The organism is Anabaena sp. CCY 9613 (assembly GCF_963920895.1).
Lineage (GTDB): Bacteria > Cyanobacteriota > Cyanobacteriia > Cyanobacteriales > Nostocaceae > Cyanocohniella.
In genome coordinates this window covers 184,056-201,968 of the sequence record NZ_CAWUDE010000002.1, presented here as the reverse complement: position 1 = coordinate 201,968, position 17,913 = coordinate 184,056, and the positions used below count along the sequence as shown (strand labels likewise).

Sequence of the window (17,913 nt, the reverse complement as noted above, 5' to 3'; positions counted from 1 at the left end):
TATGCACCTAGTTAAAAAGATAGAAGTGATTGCCAACTCCTTTGAACTTGGCAAAATTTTAGATGTTTTAGACAAATCAAGTGTACATAATCATATTGTGATTCGTAATGTGGCTGGTAAAGGATTACGAGGCACAACAGAAGATTTAGACATGACAATGCTCGATAATGTTTACATCATCGCCTTTTGTATGCCAGAGGAAATCAAGCCTGTAGTCGAAAACATTAGACCACTGCTCAACAAATTTGGAGGAACCTGTTACATCTCAGATGTCATGGAGATTCGCTCTGTCAAATGTGTAGCATCTCTGTAAGAGGTTAATCAATTTCATGAAGCATTTTAGAGAACGTCGTGACTTTTTGAAGTTGGGGGTCACAGGAGCATTGGGGATGATGGTAACTGGCGGGGATTTACTTTGGCACAGCGAACAAGCTCAAGCTGCTACCCTAGCTACCTCTGAGTCCCTGAGTGCCGATGCTGTGCTACAAAAGCTAATGGCAGGAAATCAGCGATTTGTGCAACATCAACCTCAATACCCTGATCAATCTGCGGCTAGAGTCCAGGAAGTTTCTCAAGCGCAACATCCATTTGCAACTATCCTCAGTTGTGCTGATTCAAGAGTTTCACCAGAAATTATTTTTGATCAGGGGATTGGTGATATTTTTGATGTCCGGGTTGCGGGAAATATTGCCACGCGGGAAGTACTCGGTAGTATTGAATATGCTGTTGTGTTGTTAGGTACGCCCTTGCTAATGGTGCTGGGTCATGAACGATGCGGTGCAGTTACTGCGGCTGTGCAAAAAGAATCGCTGCTGGGTGACATTGGCAGTTTTGTCAAAGCAATCCAACCAGCTGTGACAAGAGTCAAAAATCAGCCAGGCGATGCAGTTGAGAATGCTGTGGTGGCAAATGTGCAATATCAAATTGAGCGATTAAAGCGCTCAAAGCTTTTAACTGAACGGATAAAGACAGGCAAGTTAGAAATTGTGGGGGGTCGTTACGACTTGGATACAGGTAGTGTCACCATTATTACTTGAGGCACCATAATCATCAAAGTTGGGTTGAGGCGACAAAACCCAACATCTTGTCCCTGTTGGCGATCGCTTGACTTTTAAGACAGTAGCTACGAATTTTGGATCTTATTTCATCCCCGATCCTAACCTCTTCAATCTGTAATTTGTAATTACTATAAATCAGGTATTTAACTGAATAAGTTATGTCTTTTATCCAATAATTCCAGTATCTTGAAACCTGAGAGTGTCAAGATAATTGGTGATAAATAATTCTTTACCTTTAGCAGCATTACTTTGTTTATAATTATTCATTCCATACTGTAATTCCCACTCAAAAATATTAGATGCTGGAAAATTTTCTCTAATTTTAGGTGAGTTATCATAAGTTATTAGCCAACGGTGATCACATCGTGTGACTAATTCAGCAAACCTTTGATGCTCAAAAGATGTATGTAAATCACCATCTTTTCCATACAACCTAGATTTAGTTGCAGCAAAATAAGGCGGATCTAAAAATATAAATACATTTTTACCATCTGCGTGTAATAGTTCACCGTAATCTAAATTAGTAATTTTGACATCACTTGTTAAAATATTTTCTAATTTCTCTAGGCGGTCTATTGATGAGTAAGTAAAGCGTTTGTGAAAAGCTTGCTCAGAAAATCCCCCAGATTCGACAGTTCCAGAAAAAGTAATTCTATTGAGAATAAAAAAGCGTACTGCTCTATCAAAATCAGATAAATTATTGGTATCTATACTTGTTAATTCTGTAAATAATAATTTACCATCTGTATATTTATCTTTAACATGACGGATTTCTTGTACTAATTTTGCTAAATGAGATTGAGAGTATTTCCAAAACAAAAATAGTTCCCGATTTAAATCATTAATCCAAATTTTTAGGTGAGGAAATTCTTGTTTTAAATAAATAAATACAGAACCTCCGCCCACAAAAGGCTCTCTAAACTCCGAAAAGCTATCTGGTAAGTAATCGGCTATTTGTTTAATAGCTTTTGACTTACCACCTGGGTAACGTAGTGGACTTTTGATCATTATTTTAAATCTGGATTAAAATATTATTTAGTTGGCGAATTGAAACCAAATATAGATAGAATCCAGTGATACCATTCTGGAAGAGTAATTAAAACATTTAATGCTGATTCCAAATCTACATTATCTAAATCTTTATTATAAATACTTACGATTAGATCATAAAACAAGTCTAAAAAAACTCTATCTTGTTTATTTAATAAAATAAAATTTCCGTTATGACTATTTTGTAATTGCCTAATATGTTCTTTACCTACCTTACCTGTAATTTCTGGTAGTCGTTCATCTCGAAAAAGTTCAAATTTACTTTGGGGATAAATATTAACTAATTCATTAAAATTGCCAATGCGACTTGTAAAAGAATTACCATTTATTTGCAGAAAACCAATTACATAATTTCGCACACCGTTTTCTATAACAATATGTTCTGGCAATTGTTTTTTACCTAAACGATATTGTGTTAATTTTACGGGCTTAATCTTGTTGAAAGCATCAGCAATAGTTTTTAATTTACCGATATCATCGGAATCAGTAATAATAGCCGAATTGCTATATTTTTGCTCTAGTTCATTTTTATGTTGATTTAGATATTTAATTACAGGATTTACTAAAGTACGTTCAATTTTATCTCTATCAGGTAAAAAAGGTGATAACTTATCATATAGATTGCTAATATCAATAGAACCAGGTTGTTGAATTGCCTGGATAACATGCATTAGAACTTCGATTGATACCTGTTGTTGATGTTGTAAAATTCTCAACTGCTGTTCTGCTTTTTCATCTTTATCTGGTTCATGTATGACTTTTTTCTCAATTGGTAAGGGAATGTCATGAACTTTATAGTTATAGTAATCAGCAGCACGATTTAACACTGCTCTAATGGGTTTGTGTCCTAAAATATCATCTAATTCTTCTGGAGAAAATAACTGCTCTAAAGTTATGCTTGTAGATTGAAGCTTAATTTGTAGAATTGCTTTGATTTCGCTTTCGGTAGGCTGACGTAAATAAACTTGATACTGTGAGATTCTTCCGATAACAGCATAATCAAAAGTTGTTTTAAATTGTTCCCATCTATCAGGAAATAAATTGAGAATAATTAAGCTATTGGGAACATGGGTGAAAATTTCTTTGACAGCTTCCCCAAAGTTTAACAAGATTTCTTTATTATGAGATTGCCCTAATGCTTCTAATTGATCAAAAATAATAATTAACGGCTCATCTAATATAGAAAGCTTACCTAAAACTGAAATAACTTCCAAAGAAAAAGCTTCTTGGCTAACTTCTTCTCCCCAATTAGGTAAACCAACTTTTTCTGCTTCTTCGTCGGTTAAAACATTCCCTGCTAACCAACGAGTAGTAATATTTTTGTATCCATAATCTGTATAGCTACAATACTTAACCATTCCTTTGATGATAGATAAAGCATAACGACCCGCAGCATAATTGCTCATCCACCAATCATTAATAGTTTTTTCAATATACTGCCATGAATCTCGCTTAATTTGGGTATTTTCGCCTAATAAATTATTAATATTATTTGCTGATAAATCATTTAAATTATTGACAAATTCTTTATATTTTTGTGAAACATTTATATTACCTAGATTAATAATCGTCCGAAAAGAATTAATAATTAAATATTCTAACTGAGAAAGATGACCAACTTTCTCAACTAAAGATTCTAAAATTCGGCTATAAATATGATAAAGTATCGCTTGAGCATTATTAGGCTGACGAATAAATAATAATCTGTTACTGGGTAATCGATTTTGAGCCAGTCGCATCATCAAGTGGGTTTTACCGGAACCTGGTTCACCAATAACAACTATACCTTTACTTTGATAATTGATATCTTGTTTGACATCTTCTAAGCCTCTTGTCAAAATGAGAAATTCTCGATGGTAAGTATCAAAATAATCTGGATGATTTTGAAAAGGAGTATCAACTCTGCTGCTACTAAACGGGTTGGCTTGATATTTTAAATTTTCTAGCATGATTTTTTTATAAAGTTGGTATGTAAATTCGGCATCATATCTAGCTGTATGTGCCATAACAGAGTTGAAATATTGATTATTAGCTCGTAAATTTAAATACTTACTCAAGTAGTCTAAAGAATAACTTTCCAATCCTTGCCAATAACTTTTAGCTAAGTTGTAAGTACACTCAAATTGTAAATTGGGACAAGTTAGACCTACTTTGCGGAAACTATATTTAAGAACATCAATATCATGCTCGGCATAATGGCAAATTATTGTTTTACCTTGAACAGTAGTAAGAAATTCTGTTAGCAGAGTTTTCAAACTTTTGAGGTTAGAAAATTTTGGGGATATACGAGGATGTTCATTAGATAAACCCTCATAAATCACTACACCGTGACTGTCTATAATTGCTAATTCGCTTAATTCCGGTTTGCCTTCCGTGTCTACAACAACAAAATTCATATTTAAGTAAATTCACTTAAACGAAAGTAATATTTATCAAGATTATAAACTATTCATTTAAAATGGCGAATTACCTCAGCTACAGACCAAGCTTGAGCGATCGCACCTTGAGGTTGATGAGGCCAGTCACCATCAAAAATTTCCGAAATCGAGTTCAGACAAGCATCAAATAAAAAGTGATCCAATAAAGGTTGCCAATCAAAAGGTAATGGCTCTTCTGGGTAAGAACGCTGCCAAGCTCGAATAAAAGGGCCAATCAGCCAACCCCAAACTGTACCCTGGTGGTAGGAGCGATCGCGCTGTGTTGAGTCGCCTATGTATTGACCTATATAATCTGGATCAGCTGGATCAAGACTGCGAAGTCCATAGGGGGTAAGTAAACGAGCCAGTGCCAAATCAACTATTGCGCGCCCTTGCTGTTGCGAAAACCCACAATGATGCAGCGATAATGCCAAAATCGCATTGGGACGAATCTGGGAATTGCGGCCATCATCCGGATCAATCGAGTCATACAAATAGCCGATCTGGGGATTCCAAAATTTTTGTAGGGAAAATGTAACTTGTTGCGCTTGTTGTGCATAACGCTGTGCCTGTTTTGCAAGACGCGCAGGTTCGCCCAATTCAAGTTGACTCAAACGTTCTGCCCACTGGCTCATCCAACATAAAGCCGAATACCACAGGGCATTAATTTCCACTGGTTTCCCATTTCGGGGGGTTACAGGCTGCCCCTCAATCACCACATCCATCCAAGTAAGAGCTACACCTGGCACATCCCAACTTAGTAGCCCATCGATAGCGTCAACTTGGATGTTGTAACGTGTCCCACCGATAAAGGCTTTGTGAATTTGCTGTACTACAGGGAATTGTTCTGCCAAAAACTGCCAGTCTTGTGTGGCTTCTAAGTAAAGTCCTAAAGTTTCAATCCACCACAAAGCAGCATCAATACTGTTATAAGACGGTTCATCATCGACATCAGGAAAAACATTAGGGATTAAACCGTGGCGACAGTAACGCCCAAAAGTTTGCAGTAGTCCTTTTGCCAACTCAAAGCGCTTTGTGACTAGGGCTAAACCAGGTAAAGCAATTAAGGTATCACGTCCCCAGTCATTGAACCAGTGATAACCAGCAATCACTGTGGGGCCAGCGATGGAAGCTCGATAAACGATAAATTGATCGCTGGCTTTTAGTAGTTGTTGCCAAATTGGGCATGAGGGGGAAGAAGTAGAGGACACGGGGGAAGAAAGTTTTTGATCTTCCAACTCCCTACTAACTTGATTCCAGCCGAAAATCTGGGAAAGCCTTTCTTGTTCTGCTTCTACTGATTCTGTAAAGGTTTCGGAAGTGAGTACACTTTGCAGTGGATCGGGAAAACCCATCTGTGCTTCTAAAGTCACCACATCTCCTGGCTGGAGAGTCACTGTCAAGTAACCAGGGCTGTAGAGTTCTTCGCGATCGCCTAATCCTCTTTTCTTTTCTTCTGGTAACTCATAATCCCAATACCACACTGCGTCTGCTTGATATTCTCCTTGCGTCCAACGCAGGTGCCAAGGTGTACCAAAGTCTCCCGAAAAGATGGCTTGGAGACAGACTTGATTGTGACCAAGTAATTGCGAAAACTGTAAACCTGGATGCTGATGTTGTTGGTGATGAAAATCGCGATCGCCTATTAATAACCGCAGCCGTAAAATGGCGGTGTCACTTCCCTCATAGCGATAGTGAATCAACACCCGATGGGAAAAAGATGGCGTCACTCCCCATTGTCCAACCTCCCCACTTCCCCAACTGTGGGGCATGATTAATTGCCTGCTTAACTGCCAATTATCTTCACCCCAAATCCATTTAGGAACTGGGTTAATATCAAAAGAGCGTAGCTGTTTATAGCCTGCCGGCGAAATTTTACCACTCCCCCAAAAGTTCGTTCCTAAGGCTATCACTCTTCCTGATACTTCCACGCTAGCTTCTAGGTGAGAAAATAGCAGAGTCCGGCTGGAAGGCGGATTAGTCGCCGCAAATAGCCAACCATGATAAGTGCGTGTGCGGACATCAGAAACTGTACCACTGGCAAAACTTCCCAAGCCATTGGTGAGTAACCATTCTCTTGTATCTAAATCAGGCATTTGCTACTCAAAATCGTTATGACTATGATATAGTCGTAACAGAACGTAATTAAATTTGCACAGCGTTAATGGGTAAGTGTTAGCTGACCCAAATTTTAACGCTATTATACGGATATAAGTTGAAGGAGAATTCGGTTAATGTCCCTCACTTACGCAACAGAAGGATGCCTACGTGTAGGCCAGCAGGCTCCTGACTTTACAGCGACAGCTGTGGTAGATCAAGAATTTAAGACGATTAAACTTTCCGACTATCGCGGTAAGTATGTCATCCTGTTTTTCTACCCTCTAGACTTTACCTTTGTTTGTCCCACAGAGATCACAGCATTTAGCGATCGCTACGAAGAATTTAAAAAAGTTAACACCGAAGTTCTAGGTGTTTCCGTTGATAGCGAGTTTTCTCATCTCGCGTGGGTTCAAACTGATCGCAAATCTGGCGGTGTTGGCGACCTCAACTATCCTCTAGTTTCCGACATCAGGAAAGAAATTAGCGCCGCTTACAACGTCCTTGATCCAGCAGCGGGTATTGCCTTACGTGGTCTGTTCATCATTGATAAAGATGGTGTAATTCAGCACGCTACCATCAACAACCTAGCCTTTGGTCGTAGCGTTGATGAAACCCTGCGGACATTACAAGCAATTCAGTATGTTCAGTCCCATCCCGATGAAGTTTGCCCAGCTGGTTGGCAACCTGGGGACAAAACCATGAATCCTGATCCAGTGAAGTCTAAAGTCTACTTCTCTGCTGTCTAGATTTCCCTAGCAGGCAAGATTGCCAAAACCACAGATGCACACAGCGAAAAGTTTACGCGTCCAATTTTCCCGGCGCCAATCTTTTCCAGACAGATGAACACAGATATTTATTATTTAGTGTTAGTTTGTATGCATATCTGTGGTTTTTTAATTTAAAGTTTTTTATAAAAAATTGGCATAAAAATATGTTGACTTCTACTGATTTTAGTGGCTTATTAAATGAGCGGTTCTTTCGCAACTTTTTCCCAATCCCAGCTATAAATCAGCTAAGAATGGGAGTAGGTACACCAGATTTTCAACTGCCAGATATCACCAATGGCACAGTGGTGAAATTATCGAATTACAGAGGCAAACAACCAGTATTGCTCGCCTTTACACGCATATTTACTGAAAAGCAATATTGTCCCTTTTGTTTTCCTCATATCAAAGCTTTGAATGAAAACTACGAACAATTTAAAAATCGTGGTATCGAAGTTTTAATGATTACTAGTACGGATGAAAAACAAAGTCAAATAGTTGTTAAAGATTTGGGTTTAAAAATGCCGTTGCTGAGTGACCCTAGTTGTCGGGTATTTCGCACATACAAAGTAGGACAAGCTTTAGGTGCGCCTTTACCAGCCCAGTTTGTTTTGGATAAAGATGGCAAATTGACCTACAGGCATTTGTTTTCCTTCTTAGATCACAATGCTAGTGTGGAGAGATTATTAACAGAATTTTGAAGGGGCTAGAGAATTTATAGTGCCCAACCCCAATTTCTGATAAAACTTTGTGGACGCAAGTGCAATTCCCTGGTTACCAAATTTAGGTTTTCCCTTGATGGACTACCAAAAACTAAGTGCTTGGACTGAACGCTTAATGACACGTCCTTCATGGCAAGCAACTCAACCCACACCAGAAATAATTGCCGCCTTTAAGTCTCGGATGCAAGCCTTAACTGCAAAACAGTAGCACTTTTAAGCGCCCAGACTTGAAAGCTTGAGCGCTTGCATAATAGTTGCAGAGAAACTTCTGCCAAGTAGTGGAATTAAGCAGGCATCATTTGCATAGATCTGCAAGCTTCTGCACATTTACGACAAGCCGCAGCACATTGCATCATCTTTTGGTCTGCGCTCATTTGTTCGCAAGCCATTGCACAGCGATCGCACATTTCAGCACACAGCATACAAGTGCGTCCCATGAACTCAGAACCACCCATCATCATGTTCATGCACATCATGCACATTTCTGAGCAGTCGCGCATCATGCCCATCATACTTGTGTTCATTTGCTTACCACCTTGACTCATGCAGTAAGTCATAGTTTCCATGCACATTTTGTGACATTCCATGCAGGCATTAATGCAGTTTTGCATTTCGGTAGTCATGGTTTCCGTCATCATCATCATCATCGGAAATACCTCCTGATTTGTTGATGCTTAGATATATTTTTGGCAGGGATACTTTTAACACTAATCATATTTTTTGTATAGTCAATAGTTTTTTATTTGATTTTATCAGGCTACTAACTCGATATAATTACCGGATTTTTTTAGCCAATACTACATAAAATTAGTGTTGTTTTTACAGTAACCTATGTTTGGCAATACTTATAAACTCCCTGCTATTACTGGGGATTTATTTTAGTTATCCAATATTCCATTGGGGATCACTATAGCAACCGATATTTTGCCAGATAATAATGTCTGATTTTTTTACAAAAGCTGTACATAAGCACCTCGCCCTGGCGATTATAAAAATGCCTCCGGCACGCTACTCGGCTATAAAAACTAAGTCCGCCTGCGTGGACTAACGGAAAATCAAGGTTTTTAACCCGCGTATGTGCCTTCCCTTCGGGAAGATGCTATGCGTCTTGCCTGTGTAGCCGTGACTTCCAGTCGCCTGGTGTTCTTTGAACATAGACTGGATTGTTGATACATTATTTATGCTGAGTTATGAATCCAGAATTATTGAAGGTACTGAACCAGAATCGTTATGAAATCTCTACACCGTCCCGATTTATATGGCTGGTCTACTTTCAATCCTGCAAGAAATATTGATTTCAATGGGATTGCCTGGGTTCGTCCAGGGGGCAATATCTTGATTGACCCAGTAGCCCTATCCAACCATGATTGGAATCACTTGCAATCCCTTGGTGGTGTGGTTTGGATTGTGTTGACAAACTCTGAACATGTCAGATCTGCTAAGGAAATTGCTGATCAAACTTATGCCAAGATAGCTGGCCCTGTGGGGGAGAAGGATTGTTTTCCTATACATTGCGATCGCTGGCTGGCGGATGGTGATGAAGTGGTACCAGGATTAAAGGTGCTGGAACTCCACGGTTCTAAAACTCCGGGTGAGTTGGCGTTGTTACTGGAGGACACAACTTTAATTACAGGGGACTTGGTACGCGCCCGCAAGGCTGGTAGTTTAACAATTTTACCAGATGAGAAGTTGCTGAATCGTAAGGCGGCAGTGGCTTCTGTGGAGCGGTTAGCCGCACTACCTCACGTTGAAGCGGTATTAGTGGGTGATGGTTGGCCTGTATTTCGAGATGGACGCGATCGCTTGAAGGAACTTGCAGCAACTCTATGATTTAGGTTACTTTACGCCCCACTTCTGTGTTCTTAAATTCATTTCTGTCATCTTGTCTGCGGGAAACCAACTTTTAATTCTTAATTCTTGCAACAAGATGTCATAAGGAGTGCCTAAGGCAGTGATTGTGGTAAATAAGTTAAAACGTCCCAATAAAACCGCTAATCCTTGGCATTCTCGTCCAGCAAATTGGTTATAAACCTCATCCATCATGAAAAGTGGAGTTTTTGTCATGGCGACGCCAGGAAGCAATCTCATAATCTTGACTACAAACTACAGTTTTCAAAGTAAACAAGGTTTAACTTTGTTTTATTTATAACCGTTATCTTGTTTTTTCCAGTGGCTTCATTCACTAGCAAAATGCCATAAGAATCCAATTTTATTTATGAAAATGCGGTTTTTTTCATTAATCGGAATGATGTTCCCATAAATAATTGAATATGGCTAAAAATTCGTCCATATCTATTGTGGATTCACCGCTATCATTAAAGTAAATTATCAAGCAGACGCTTTCCAGTTGCATTAAACAACTCCCTGACGACAAAGCTCAAGTTCTCATAACACAGGATTTCCTAGTATGAACTTATTTTCTAGCTCTGTTTCAGTTTTTGGGAAAGCTGGTCTATTCTTGGCAGGTTTTATTAGCTTTGTATCTACCCCAGTATCAGCACAAATAGTGGACACCATAGGTACCCTAGAAGCAGAACAAGGCGGTTTAACAGGTTCAATTACATTTATTACTCCTAGTGGTTATATCACCTCGATTGCTGCCGAGAAAGTTTCTCCTGAAGGCACATATTTGGCAGGTATTGGTGGTGGTGGTGTCTATACAGTTACAGGCACAATACTTCATGATTCGATTACTAGAACCACTATTCCAAGCATAACGCTCATTGCTGGCCCAACGGTACCACTAGCAATCTTACTCCCTGGAGAAGATACTCTTGCACGTAATGTTATTAATTTACTCAGATCCGGTACACTCACACTAGACGAATACACAGCAATTCTCCGAGCTTCTCTTGGTCCAGGTGGTTTAGATTAATTATATACTACCAAGATTTATTCACACCTAATCCAGTTAAAAATAAACATCCTCAGAAGTTCATAAAATTATTGAATCAGGGCACTAAATAGTGTCCTTTTTAATATTTTCTATATGAGAGCCAGGAACAGCTAAAATTGCAGCCCTCCTTCAAAACGTACTTCTAAACCATTATCGCTAATTCCTAGACGAGATTCCCAAAAACCACCATTACCTGCAAGATTCTTTTTTATTATTAATCCATAAGATAAATCAGATACTCGATTCTTAATTCCTTGCTCACTAGTTCTAAAGTTTTGCAAATAAGCTCCAATAGACCAATAAGAATTAAGCTGTTGTATACTTTCTAATGAATAGAAAAAATTATCTTTTATTTCCATGAAAGTGCTAAATTCTAATCCACTTATCAGACTCAATTCCCCTTGAAAGAAACCTAATTCTCTTAAATTGCGTTTATTATTAATCAATAAAACTCCTGAGGTCAGTGAATAATTTAAATTTCTATCTTGTCGAGAAAAAGAATAACTTAAATTTAAATAATCAGGATTTGAAGAATTGGCAGCACTATTCCAAGAAAAACGTAAAGCGGGAATATGATTAGTAATTGCTTGGGTTTGTCCTCTTGCATCAACTTCTACATGAGTATTCAGAAACTTTAATAAGCCATTAGCATAAATACCTATATTTGGTTCTGATACACCTAAGTTATTGTTGGCAATATGAAATGCCGAGTCAGAATTTAAGTTAAACCAAATGCCAGAATTAACACTGTAATTCCATTTACCAGAAGAACCTGCCCATAGTGCTTCTGTAGTAGGTAAATATAAATAACCTCTAAAAGATTGAAGATGAGTATTAATTTGACCAATTTGAGAAAGTTCAAGGCGGTCAAAGGCAATATCAAATGAACGTACATTTACTGGTACAGCAATCATATCTACTGAGTTAAAGTTTTGGACAAATTGCTGGCCATTAGGACTAATCAAATTTACCTGGACAGCCGATGAGCGATTACTAGGACTAACAGATGTTTGATCTATAGGAATAGGTACACCTGTAAATGATAAAGGGCCAAAACTATTGTCAGAAAGTCGAACTTTAGTAATGTATGTATTACCTGCATTCCAACTACTATTGCCATGAATAAATTGAACACCCCGTTTATGATTACCAGTACGAATTTGGAAAATATCTGAATTATTAGGTGTAATCAAACTGGGAAAAGTAAATGTTCCAGAAACTTGTTCTAAACCACTGCTACGATTACCCAATAACAATGTTTTGTTAAGTCGTTCATTGATTTGTCTTCTTTGATCTGGAGTTGCTTTTGAGTTAAGTAGTGCAAAGTTTTCTTGCCGCTCTAATCTGGCTTTTGCTTCTGTTAAACTTTGTGATAATGGCTGAGGCTCAATTAATTTAAAAATACCTCCCATTAACATGCCTAAAGTAGAATTAGCACTTTGTAATTTATCTATTTGACTTGAATTACTAGATAAAGATAAGGAAATACCAAGATTAGTAAAAACATTAGTATAAATTACTTTAGTTTCTGCGGCATCATATTGTAATAAAGTCTGATTATGAGGGCGGCTAAATTCAAACTTATGCCAGTTATAACTTTCTGTTCTTTCTGTGCGACGAATAAGTCGAGGCTCTCTTTGACCCAAAGAAACCCAATATAAGGAATTTAGGTAATATTCCTTGCGTTCCTTTTCACTGAGGAAAGGATTAACTAAGATATTCAATAAATCCCGATTGTCGAATTTGCCTAACTGACCGATTTTGATTCCTGGTACAGAGGTAGTTTCTGCTTGAAAATTTGAATTTTCTCCATTTAAAGGGTTTCCCCAAGAAATACCTAACTTTTCTAAAGTTGTTTGAGATACTTGTGAGCCTACAAACAAACCATCTTCTAATAATGGTTGTAAATTATTAGTAGGAAATGCTTGTAAAATTAAAGGAGTATTTTCTATATCTAAGTTTTCAAATAAAGCTCCTCCACCCCTAGAAGTATAAGTTGATGCACTGGATAAATTGATAATATTATTGATGGGTAAACTGGCAGAATTTTTCTCTAAATTCAGTTCCAATTCACTATTGATCATAATTGGAGGTGCAGCAATTTCTCCAGGGTTAAAAGCCTCTGCGGCAATAGATTGAATATATAATTTTTTGATGTCAATTTCACCTGTTAGTTCTTCAAAAGTTTGAGGAATTGCCCAAACTGCTTGCTTTCCCCAGAGCCTTTGAGTTAATTGGACACTTTGTTGCCTTTGAATTTCAGTTGATTGAGCTTGGTAAGATATTCCACTTTGCCAGCCCTGAGTTTCAATGACAACTCGATTATCAGATAATACCCAGTAAAATTGTTCTTGATTGGGAAAATGGGCAAAGTTAAATTTATTAACTATCGGTTCTCCAGTGGCAAATATAAAGGAAACATCAGTATAGTTTTGATGATGGTTAGGATTAAATAAAGATGAGAATTTAATATTGTCTGAGGGATGAACAATCCAAGGGTATCTATTAACACTATTAGTAATAGCATTTAAGATAATTACTTCTTGAGCTTGTCTGGGTAAGAGTTGATTGGTAGTTTCTTCATTGGTATCTCTAGGCTCAGATTCTAAAATTTCTGGAGTATTGAGTATTCCTGGAATATCTATTTTATTAAAATTGGGAAAAATTTGAATTGTGTCTGGAGTTAATGTTTGTGTAATAAATATATCTTCTGTCAAAATTTTGCTTGGCGTATCTTGAGAAGATATGCTAAATTGCTTGTAATCTATATTTGGTTGTATTTTGGCTGCGGATTTTACCGGAAAGAGAATAATAAAGGACAAGAATGTAGTCAATGTTAAGTTGATATAACTCTGACTAATCATTAATTTATTTAATATAAATATTCACTTTTTTTTAAGTGGTAACTTGAATATAGGCATTCACCTTTTGCTCCATATCCTAATCTAGGACGTGGAATTTATTATTCAACCAGAGATAGAATGAATTAAGGAGTTAAAGAGTTATAGTAATGCACCTTGAATTAATGACTAATGCAGTTATTTAACAATAACCGTCCACATAGCGTGTAACGCATACCGCCAAATGCGCCCAGAAAATAAATTTATTGCTATTTTTCTTGGAATGTCCAAACACCTTCATCCCAATCGAAATCTGTTGGAGGTGATTGTAACCAATGTTGACAACGTAAAAGATGCAACATGGCCGCTTTATCTTGATTATCAACAGCTAAAACTTTGGCAAACTCAGCCCTAGCATAAGTGAAATTACGACCAAGATAATACTCACGCCCTTTGTGATAATGTTCAATTACTTGTAATTTTTCACTACTAACAGGATCAGAACGCAAACCGACTAATTCGTAAATTGCTACTGGTTCGTTTCTGCCTTTAACACGAATATAATCTAGTTCTCTAGCCCAAATATATTCTTGGCAAGGTTTAAAAGTATTATCACTGAGAATAATATCGCAACCGTATTGTTTACTCACACTTTCTAAGCGTGAACCGAGGTTAACACCGTCACCAATGGCAGTAAATTCCATGCGTTTACTGGAGCCAATATTACCACTGATGACAGTATCAGAATTGATGCCAATACCAATATTAATTCTCGGCTTACTAGCGGCGTAGCGACGTTGATTAAATTCGTGCAAACGATGGCGCATTTCTACTGATGTTTGTACTGCCATCCAAGCATGGTCTTCTAAAGGTAGGGGGGAACCAAACACAGCCATGATGGCATCACCGATATATTTATCTAAAGTGCCTTTATGTTTAAAAACGGCTTCTACCATCGATTCAAAATAGTCATTGAGCATACTCACCACTTCTTCTGCTTCCAGATTTTCTGTCAAAGTGGTGTAGCCGCGAATATCAGAAAATAAAATCGAAACTTCCTTGCGATCGCCTCCTAGTTTAGCATCATCTAATTTCAATAATTCTTCGGCTAATTCCTGGGTCATGTAGCGATACATGGTACTTTTGAGGCGCTTTTCATCGCTGATATCTTCCATCACCACCAGCGCCCCCCGGACTTGTTGTTGGTCGCTAGCATCCGCAATGGTATTAATCGATAAATTAATACTGTGTTGTTCTGTACCAGTATTTACCAGGGTACGATCAGGATAATATTGCTGACAATGCTTGATATTATTGGCTTGTAAGGCATCGTGACACCACTTACTAAAGTCACCCTCTTTAATTGCGATCGCCTCAGTAATTAATTTACCTTCTAAACGCTCTTCTGCTTCTAGCCCTAACAAACGTTTAGCACTTTCATTAGCCGCAATAATTGACCCAGCTTTATCTGTGGAAATCACACCGTTAGAAAGACTCCGCAAAATATCCCGTTGCATTTGTTCTTGTTGCTTGACTGTGGCAAACAACTGAGCATTTTGTAAAGCCACCCCGGCTTGAATATTAAAAGCTTCCATAAATTCTTCATCGTTGCGGTCGAAACTTGCTTGGAAGCATTCAGGGGCTTTAGGCCAAGTAGCTGGATTATAGGCGGGAAAATCCCCGGATTTCTTTTTATTTACCAGTTGAGTCACCCCAATCAATTGTTGATCAGCGTTGAAGACTGGCATACATAGTAAACTACAAGTACGATAGCCATTTTGCTGGTCAATTTGTTTGGCTGTATCCGAGTCAGGATGGTCATACAAGTCAAAGGGAATATTTAGCTTTTGCCCAGATGCACCGACTATACCTGCAAAGCCCTTACCTATAGGTACTCGTAACTCCCTTTTGGACCCATCATCTTGAGTAATTTTAGTCCATAATTCATGGCGATCGCGGTCTATCAGCCAAAGGGTACTGCGGTCAGCGTTCATTAGTTCCTTGGCTTCATCCATTACCCGCTTCAAGGTATCTTCTAAATCAAGGCTGCTTTGACTTAAAGACTTAATTGCCTTCATCAACGCCGCTACAGCCCTTTGTTTTTGAGTCGCCATATAAAACGAACGCGATGACTCTAAAATCAGTCGAATTGAAGGCGCAAATTCTTGAAATAATTGTTCATCAGCCGTAGTAAAGCCTCTAGTATCGATGCGTTCACCAAGAGGAACTTCTATATGATTGAGCGACTTTAATTTATTCAATAATTGTACTACTGCCACTAATTTTCCTTGTTCATTTAATAGTGGCAAAGCTAGCATTGTATAGGTGCGGTAACCTGTGCGTTTTTCTTGTTCTTGAGCAAATATCGAACGCGGGTCTTGATAGAAATCAAAAGGAATATTCACTACTCTTTTAAAAGTTGCCACCTCACCAGCAATACCTTTATCGGCTGGGATGCGAATTTCTAAATGTTCTCCTTCTCCTGCTGCTAAAATAGACCAAAGTTGTTGTTTTTCTTCATCTAATAAAAATATAGTTGTCCTATCTGCACCGAGTAATTCTCCTGTTTTGAAAGTGATAGAATGCAACATTTCTTGGAGAATTGTTTCAAACCCTTGAGAATCTAACATTGACAGGGTTTGATTCACAATCTGTAGTTTTTGCTCTACTTCCGTAACAACTTGTTTAAAAGTATCTTGAGTTAGGGGAGCAAGAAACGTAGAAAAAGTTGCCTTTTTTTTATCAAGAGTACCCACAGAATCTGACGTGGGTTGCAAGTAGTGATTGTCTTGGTTGTTAACACCAATCATTAAACCAGCAGTATCACTAAAACTACGTTTATCCACTGACATAAATATTTTTTTTGGATATAAAGTTAGATTTTTAGAAATAATCAACATTGTCAAATCAAACAGGAATTACCCATTTAACTGACAATACTCGTAGAGGTACTGAATATAGAGTTCCCCAAAATCTAACTCAATTAACACTTGTAAGATTAAAATAAAATATTCATTAAGTCTTTTTTGAGCCAAAGCTCCTTCTCTACGGGATGCTACTTGATCAGCGAGTTATGTCCACAAAAGTACACTCACCGAAAAACTGCTACTCTACGGAGGTGCAATTCAGCAAGCAGGCTCTGTCAAAGCTCGTCGTTCCCAAAGAATTCAACTGGTTTGTTGCACGACTGGCTACAAATATTTCTGATTACTACAAGGCTCAGGCTCCACTTCAAGGTGGACAATCGCAACTATTTAAACCCCAAAATAATAGTTTTCTACCGGACATAATATTTAGTCCTTAAGCCCCACCCTATCTATGCTTGACGGGTGGGGTCTGCCACGAATCAGTAAAATACTTAATGTTTAGTGCTTAATTTCTAGATTAAGGATGTAACTTCCTAGTTGGACTTTTTCTCCCCACAATTCGTATTCCACCCGCAAATGTTCTGGTAGATGGTGACCGTTGAGTAATAGGGTTTTTGTAAAATTCCGTAAACGAATGGGATTATGCGGTTGTAATGACTCGGTTGGTAACCAATAACGGCTCACGCCATAAACGCCTTGTTCCCAGAAATGACGATAACTTACTTGACCGTTACCTTGCATAGTCATAATTACTCGGTAGGGAGAAATTTCCAGCCACAAAACTCTAGGACTACTAGGGGCATAGACATGACTCTGTTTTGGAAGAATTGTATCTTCTGGAGTGGGGGAAATCGCTACTTCACAACTAATGAGGGGTGGTGCAGTTAACAGTAAATGGAATCTATCAGTATCTTTTTGATACAGTGTCCCGGCAGTTTCCACAACAGACCAGAATGGCAGGTCAGTTGAGATAAGTGATAGACATACGGGCTTGCGGTGATAGGTTAGCATGGGAGCGATAGGGGCTAAAAGCTATTGAACAAGATGAAATTAACACCAATATCTCTAGCAGGTCAGGGAAAGTAAGTAAATAGTAAAACATGCTTAATATTAACTGAAGATGTTGATTTGGTAAGATAAATAAATAAACGTAAAAAGAAAAGAAATAAACTAAAGAAAAAATTTTACACAACTACAAT

15 protein-coding genes are annotated in these 17,913 nt (G+C 38.0%); 7 read left to right on the top strand and 8 right to left on the bottom strand.

The features are described 5' to 3' along the window. Nucleotide 1: 1 nt before the first annotated feature. Nucleotides 2–313, top strand: coding sequence for a P-II family nitrogen regulator (locus ACM0OT_RS02725; RefSeq protein WP_414544581.1), 312 nt, complete (start codon nt 2–4; stop codon nt 311–313). Between the two features lie 16 nt (nt 314–329). Continuing rightward, entirely contained in the window at nt 330–1,037 is a 708-nt protein-coding gene (locus tag ACM0OT_RS02720) for a carbonic anhydrase (protein ID WP_414562514.1), read from the top strand. 186 nt (nt 1,038–1,223) lie between these two features. On the opposite strand, the gene ACM0OT_RS02715 is transcribed toward ACM0OT_RS02720, so the two are convergent. From ACM0OT_RS02715 to ACM0OT_RS02705, 3 genes are read right to left on the bottom strand one after another with little or no spacing between them, the layout of a single operon-like run. After that, nucleotides 1,224–2,066 (bottom strand): DNA adenine methylase, encoded by an 843-nt coding sequence (locus ACM0OT_RS02715; protein WP_414562512.1) that lies wholly within the window; start codon nt 2,064–2,066, stop codon nt 1,224–1,226. A 23-nt stretch (nt 2,067–2,089) separates the two neighbouring features. After that, nucleotides 2,090–4,504, bottom strand: a complete 2,415-nt coding sequence (locus ACM0OT_RS02710; RefSeq protein ID WP_414562510.1) for an exonuclease domain-containing protein — start codon at nt 4,502–4,504, stop codon at nt 2,090–2,092. A gap of 53 nt (nt 4,505–4,557) precedes the next feature. Continuing rightward, nucleotides 4,558–6,621: an amylo-alpha-1,6-glucosidase gene (locus tag ACM0OT_RS02705; RefSeq protein WP_414562508.1), complete on the bottom strand. Its 2,064-nt coding sequence runs from the start codon at nt 6,619–6,621 to the stop codon at nt 4,558–4,560. Between the two features lie 138 nt (nt 6,622–6,759). On the opposite strand from ACM0OT_RS02705, the gene ACM0OT_RS02700 reads away from it, so the two are divergent. The 3 genes from ACM0OT_RS02700 (at nt 6,760) to ACM0OT_RS02690 (ending at nt 8,319) form a co-directional block, all read left to right on the top strand. Continuing rightward, a complete protein-coding gene (locus ACM0OT_RS02700; protein WP_414546453.1) occupies nt 6,760–7,371 on the top strand; it encodes a peroxiredoxin in 612 nt (203 codons plus the stop codon). A 185-nt stretch (nt 7,372–7,556) separates the two neighbouring features. Then, nucleotides 7,557–8,090 (top strand): peroxiredoxin family protein, encoded by a 534-nt coding sequence (locus tag ACM0OT_RS02695; RefSeq protein ID WP_414562507.1) that lies wholly within the window; start codon nt 7,557–7,559, stop codon nt 8,088–8,090. A 49-nt stretch (nt 8,091–8,139) separates the two neighbouring features. Further along, nucleotides 8,140–8,319, top strand: a complete 180-nt coding sequence (locus tag ACM0OT_RS02690; RefSeq protein WP_414562505.1) for a hypothetical protein — start codon at nt 8,140–8,142, stop codon at nt 8,317–8,319. A 76-nt stretch (nt 8,320–8,395) separates the two neighbouring features. On the opposite strand, the gene ACM0OT_RS02685 is transcribed toward ACM0OT_RS02690, so the two are convergent. Then, nucleotides 8,396–8,758, bottom strand: a complete 363-nt coding sequence (locus ACM0OT_RS02685; protein ID WP_414562504.1) for a four-helix bundle copper-binding protein — start codon at nt 8,756–8,758, stop codon at nt 8,396–8,398. Nucleotides 8,759–9,341: 583 nt separating this feature from the next. Here ACM0OT_RS02685 and ACM0OT_RS02680 point away from each other — a divergent pair. Then, nucleotides 9,342–9,941, top strand: coding sequence for an MBL fold metallo-hydrolase (locus tag ACM0OT_RS02680; protein WP_414562502.1), 600 nt, complete (start codon nt 9,342–9,344; stop codon nt 9,939–9,941). Between the two features lie 6 nt (nt 9,942–9,947). On the opposite strand, the gene ACM0OT_RS02675 is transcribed toward ACM0OT_RS02680, so the two are convergent. Continuing rightward, a complete protein-coding gene (locus ACM0OT_RS02675) occupies nt 9,948–10,199 on the bottom strand; it encodes a hypothetical protein (RefSeq protein ID WP_414562500.1) in 252 nt (83 codons plus the stop codon). Between the two features lie 319 nt (nt 10,200–10,518). On the opposite strand from ACM0OT_RS02675, the gene ACM0OT_RS02670 reads away from it, so the two are divergent. Further along, nucleotides 10,519–10,986 (top strand): hypothetical protein, encoded by a 468-nt coding sequence (locus ACM0OT_RS02670; protein WP_414562498.1) that lies wholly within the window; start codon nt 10,519–10,521, stop codon nt 10,984–10,986. A gap of 131 nt (nt 10,987–11,117) precedes the next feature. Here the strand turns inward: ACM0OT_RS02670 and ACM0OT_RS02665 are convergent, their stop codons facing one another. The 3 genes from ACM0OT_RS02665 to ACM0OT_RS02655 form a co-directional block, all read right to left on the bottom strand. After that, nucleotides 11,118–13,871, bottom strand: coding sequence for a hypothetical protein (locus ACM0OT_RS02665; RefSeq protein ID WP_414562497.1), 2,754 nt, complete (start codon nt 13,869–13,871; stop codon nt 11,118–11,120). Between the two features lie 245 nt (nt 13,872–14,116). After that, nucleotides 14,117–16,699 carry a GAF domain-containing protein gene (locus ACM0OT_RS02660; protein WP_414562495.1) on the bottom strand — a complete coding sequence of 861 codons (2,583 nt, stop codon included), beginning with the start codon at nt 16,697–16,699 and terminating at the stop codon, nt 14,117–14,119. 513 nt (nt 16,700–17,212) lie between these two features. Further along, nucleotides 17,213–17,725 (bottom strand): hypothetical protein, encoded by a 513-nt coding sequence (locus tag ACM0OT_RS02655; RefSeq protein WP_414562493.1) that lies wholly within the window; start codon nt 17,723–17,725, stop codon nt 17,213–17,215. Between the last annotated feature and the right edge of the window lie 188 nt (nt 17,726–17,913).

Coding starts and splice junctions, on each gene's coding strand:
- ACM0OT_RS02725 (WP_414544581.1), top strand. CDS start 2: ATGCACCTAGTTAAAAAGATAGAAGTGATTGCCAACTCCTTTGAACTT.
- ACM0OT_RS02720 (WP_414562514.1), top strand. CDS start 330: ATGAAGCATTTTAGAGAACGTCGTGACTTTTTGAAGTTGGGGGTCACA.
- ACM0OT_RS02715 (WP_414562512.1), bottom strand. CDS start 2,066: ATGATCAAAAGTCCACTACGTTACCCAGGTGGTAAGTCAAAAGCTATT.
- ACM0OT_RS02710 (WP_414562510.1), bottom strand. CDS start 4,504: ATGAATTTTGTTGTTGTAGACACGGAAGGCAAACCGGAATTAAGCGAA.
- ACM0OT_RS02705 (WP_414562508.1), bottom strand. CDS start 6,621: ATGCCTGATTTAGATACAAGAGAATGGTTACTCACCAATGGCTTGGGA.
- ACM0OT_RS02700 (WP_414546453.1), top strand. CDS start 6,760: ATGTCCCTCACTTACGCAACAGAAGGATGCCTACGTGTAGGCCAGCAG.
- ACM0OT_RS02695 (WP_414562507.1), top strand. CDS start 7,557: ATGTTGACTTCTACTGATTTTAGTGGCTTATTAAATGAGCGGTTCTTT.
- ACM0OT_RS02685 (WP_414562504.1), bottom strand. CDS start 8,758: ATGATGATGATGATGACGGAAACCATGACTACCGAAATGCAAAACTGC.
- ACM0OT_RS02680 (WP_414562502.1), top strand. CDS start 9,342: ATGAAATCTCTACACCGTCCCGATTTATATGGCTGGTCTACTTTCAAT.
- ACM0OT_RS02675 (WP_414562500.1), bottom strand. CDS start 10,199: ATGAGATTGCTTCCTGGCGTCGCCATGACAAAAACTCCACTTTTCATG.
- ACM0OT_RS02670 (WP_414562498.1), top strand. CDS start 10,519: ATGAACTTATTTTCTAGCTCTGTTTCAGTTTTTGGGAAAGCTGGTCTA.
- ACM0OT_RS02665 (WP_414562497.1), bottom strand. CDS start 13,871: ATGATTAGTCAGAGTTATATCAACTTAACATTGACTACATTCTTGTCC.
- ACM0OT_RS02660 (WP_414562495.1), bottom strand. CDS start 16,699: ATGTCAGTGGATAAACGTAGTTTTAGTGATACTGCTGGTTTAATGATT.
- ACM0OT_RS02655 (WP_414562493.1), bottom strand. CDS start 17,725: ATGCTAACCTATCACCGCAAGCCCGTATGTCTATCACTTATCTCAACT.